Origin of the sequence: Pseudomonas sp. HMWF021 (assembly GCF_003061005.1) — a bacterium.
Classification (GTDB): domain Bacteria; phylum Pseudomonadota; class Gammaproteobacteria; order Pseudomonadales; family Pseudomonadaceae; genus Aquipseudomonas.
Genome location: NZ_QAIK01000015.1, coordinates 3,065 through 6,024, shown reverse-complemented (window position 1 = coordinate 6,024; position 2,960 = coordinate 3,065). Strand labels below are relative to the sequence as shown.

Here is a 2,960-nt window from a genome sequence, read left to right as displayed (position 1 = left end):
CCCGCTGCGCGCGCAGCTGCAGATACTGGACAATGACCCTGTGACCTTCCACCGCTCTGCGCTGATCACTGTCCTGTGGTGCATCCAGCACCGCCTGCACCCAGTTGAAGCCCCGCTCCAGTCGGTCTGCGAAAAAATCGCCATTGATTTTCGCTTCAATGGCGCTCAAGCGCATCTGGCGCTCAATCAGACGAATGTTGGACTGTTTGCGTGCAAGTGCCTGGGGGGAAGTGATCAGACTCCTCTGGAGAAAGTCCTGATAGGTCTGACCGATATCGAGTTCGCGCACCAGATCCTTGATCTGATCGAGGGTCAGATCTTTGTATTCGACGGCACTGCTTCCTGCAGGCTTGAGCATGAGTGTGGAATTCCGGACAAAGCTCAGATCAATTCCGCCGACGTTCTCCAGCGCCAACTCTGTCAGCGTGCGCTCTCTATGGCTGTAACGCACAATGCCAGGCTCTGAAATCGAAGAGCCCGATGCACCTGCAGGCCGTATGCCTGTCGGAAGCACCGGTTGCCTGGTGTTCACCACGATTTCGTCCGGATTCACCGTCAGGCCGTACTGAGTATCGAGCGCAACACGCAATTGCCTGTTGCTGTAGGCCAGAAGCTGGTGATGGTCGCTGAACTGCTCCAGCGACGGTAACCCTTCGGGATCCGCGAGGTCGACAATAGCGTCGCGAAAAGCCTGGAACGCTGTGGCCCAAGCCTGACAATCCTCGGTGGAGGCATCTTGCAAAAACGCGCTGATACGCGCCTTGCACTGTTTCCTGAGTCGCGCGGACAAGATCGCCTGAACCTCGAAATTGCGCCGCGGGTCGCATGCCTGATCGATGGCGGCCGGAAGATTGGCCATGTCCGCATGAATGCCCTGTTTCACAAACCGGGCCAGAGTCGAAGCGAAATTGTCCTCGCCCAGCCGGGCCAGCGATTCAACGCAGTCATTGAAGGGCGAATCCACACGTTCAAGGTATTCAACCTGACCGCGCAACGGCGCTGCTCCCTGCAGCGCAAGCACTCGCAATTGATCCTTGTCGGCAACCAGCGCACTGAGTGTCGAAAACTCGACCGCATGACTCAAACGTCGATGCAGTTCACGATCCAGAGCGGCCAGAGAGTCGAAAGCTTCCAGGCGGTTGTTCGGCGTGAACAACAGCACCCTGCCAACATCGACCGAAGGCGTGACCGGTCGTGCCACCGGCGCCGTCACCTCACTCTCCCAACGCACTTCGGCATCCTGCGGATCACGCTCGGTCAGAATGAAGGCGCCATGCAGGGTGATCGCGCTGGCCTCACTGTCCTTGAGAGCCATGCCATAAACGCATGGATGATAAGTGCGCAAGACCTGCCGGGCCTTCGCGGTCGGGTAGCGCTGCACCGTTTTAAGCAGACCGATGGCGCCACTGTCGAGCAGGCCGTCCTGTCCAAGCAGTGCCGCTTCGGCCAGCAATTGTTCGATAAGCGTGGCGACCAGCCACTGCTGGCGTGTTCTCGAATCGGTCGGCCCTGTCACTTGGGCCCAGTACCGCTCGAGGTATTGCGTGTATTGCGACGCAAGGTTGCTGGCCAACTGATCGAGAAAGCCATCGAACGCATGCGGCGTAAGTGCGTTGTACGCTTCGAGTGTTTCAGCGGAGTCAGCCGCGCGATGAAAGCGGGCCTTGCGCAGGGCGTAATCCGCCGCCTCAGCGCTGACGATACGCCGAACCACCGCATCCATGAGGCTGGGCGGTACGACTTCGATGTCCGCCGTGCTGTTTTCAGGCGCCTCAGATCGAACAGCAGGTTCGGGGCTCTCGACAGATTCGATGGGCGCCAATGGCACCGTTTGCCCGTCAAAACTGATAAAGCAGCGCAACAGATCGGGGAACGGCTTCAGGCTCGGAAAGTGTGATTCGAAAGCCTGCTGAGCGAATTCGTGAAAATTGGGCCTGATTGCCAGTCGCTCCGCCAGTTGCAGTTCAATTTCATCAAGTGTCTGCAGCAGTGCGGACTTGGCGTACGTGTCACGGGTTGCGGACAATGCAGTCCGCGAGGCTGAGTGAATTTCGTTGTACATGACAAAAAACTCCGGGTTCAAGACCCTGGCGATATTGCTGCAGCACCCTCCTCCCAATGCGGTACATAGTTATCGCCTGCGTCTTTCGTACGGATTTTTTGCAGGACTCACGGCGGAGCAAACGATAATTCCTCTTATTCAAATTCACTCGCCCTGTTAGACTTTGCGCCTTTGTTTTCGCCCGTCCGCAGGATGTCTGATGCCCTCGCTGCCGCTTCGCTTGTCCGCACTGTTTCTGGCCCTGGGCCTGAGTGCCTGCGATGACGCCCCGCGCTTTACCAAGGCCGAGCCGGGTGAAGCGCGTTCGGGCGGTGCAACGACCGTGCGCAAGACCGATCAGAATGCGTTCTCCCTGCCCTCGGCCAATCTGCCACCGTCGCGTCGGGTCGATTTCAGTGTCGGCAACAGTTTTTTCCGCAGCCCGTGGGTGATCGCGCCGTCGACCACCACCGCGCGCGATGGCCTCGGCCCGCTGTTCAACACCAACGCCTGCCAGAACTGCCACATCAAGGATGGTCGCGGACATCCGCCCACCCCGGACTCGGCCAATGCGGTATCGATGCTGGTACGCCTGTCGATTCCCGATTCGCCGGCCTACGCCACCGTCATCGAACAACTCGGCATCGTGCCCGAGCCGGTCTACGGCGGGCAGTTCCAGGACATGGCGGTGCCCGGCGTCACACCGGAAGGCAAGGTGCGCGTCGAGTACACGCCGGTGCCGATCCGCTTCAAGGACGGCACCGAAGTCGAACTGCGCAAACCGGTTCTGCAATTCAGCCAGTTGGGCTACGGCCCGATGCACCCGGACACGCGTTTCTCGGCCCGGGTCGCGCCGCCAATGATCGGCCTCGGCCTGCTCGAAGCCATTCCCGAAGAAGCGATCCTTGCCAACGCCGCC

General features: G+C 59.6%; 2 protein-coding genes. One reads left to right on the top strand and one right to left on the bottom strand.

What is annotated here, in order from left to right; all coding sequences use genetic code 11:
- Positions 1 to 2,062 (bottom strand): dermonecrotic toxin domain-containing protein (locus DBR18_RS01200; RefSeq protein WP_371921060.1); only part of this gene is annotated, 2,062 nt, incomplete at its 3' end.
- A 199-nt stretch (positions 2,063 to 2,261) separates the two neighbouring features.
- Here DBR18_RS01200 and DBR18_RS28605 point away from each other — a divergent pair.
- On the top strand, positions 2,262 to 2,960 hold a 699-nt coding region (locus DBR18_RS28605), incomplete at its 3' end, for a di-heme oxidoredictase family protein (protein ID WP_371921059.1).